Annotated in this window: 1 protein-coding gene; it reads left to right on the forward strand. The window is 48.4% G+C overall.

The annotated features are described in order from the left end of the window. The coding region (gene cgtA / locus R7Q11_RS25380) for an Obg family GTPase CgtA (RefSeq protein ID WP_225466904.1) at positions 1-866 on the forward strand (866 nt) is incomplete at both ends.

Below are 866 nucleotides of genomic sequence, written 5' to 3' on the forward strand. Positions count from 1 at the left end.
GTCAGTTTCTGGCGTGAAAAATTCATCACTAAAGGCGGCCCTGACGGCGGTGATGGTGGTGACGGCGGTGATGTTTACATCCAAGCTGATGAAAACCTAAATACCCTAATTGATTACCGTTTCCAACGCTTCTACGAAGCGGAGCGTGGTGAAAACGGTCGCGGTGGTAACTGTACTGGTAAACGTGGTAAAGACATTGTTCTTCGCGTACCAGTGGGTACTCGCGCAGTGGATATCCACACTAACGAAATTGTGGCAGAAGTTGCTGAGCACGGTAAGAAAGTGATGGTCGCGAAAGGCGGCTGGCACGGTCTTGGTAACACGCGTTTCAAATCTTCAGTAAACCGAGCGCCTCGTCAAAGAACGCTAGGTACGAAAGGTGAAATTCGTGAAATCCGTCTTGAGCTACTGCTGTTGGCGGACGTTGGTATGCTTGGCTTGCCAAACGCAGGTAAATCGACGTTTATTCGCGCGGTATCAGCGGCAAAACCAAAAGTAGCAGACTACCCGTTTACCACGTTAATCCCAAGCTTGGGTGTGGTGAGTGTTGTTCCTGAAAAGAGCTTTGTGGTTGCTGACATCCCGGGGCTTATCGAAGGGGCTGCTGATGGTGCGGGTTTAGGTATTCGTTTCTTGAAACACCTAGAACGTTGCCGAGTGTTGCTGCACATGATTGATATCATGCCGATTGATCAGTCTGATCCTGTACAAAATGCACTAACCATCATTGATGAGCTAGAGCAATACAGTGAAAAACTGGCAAGCAAACCTCGCTGGTTGGTGTTCAACAAAGTTGATCTAATGCCTGAAGAAGAAGCGAATGAAAAGATCCAAGAGATCTTGGATGCGCTAGGTTGGGAAGACGA

It is taken from the genome of Vibrio sp. 970 (genome assembly GCF_033339075.1).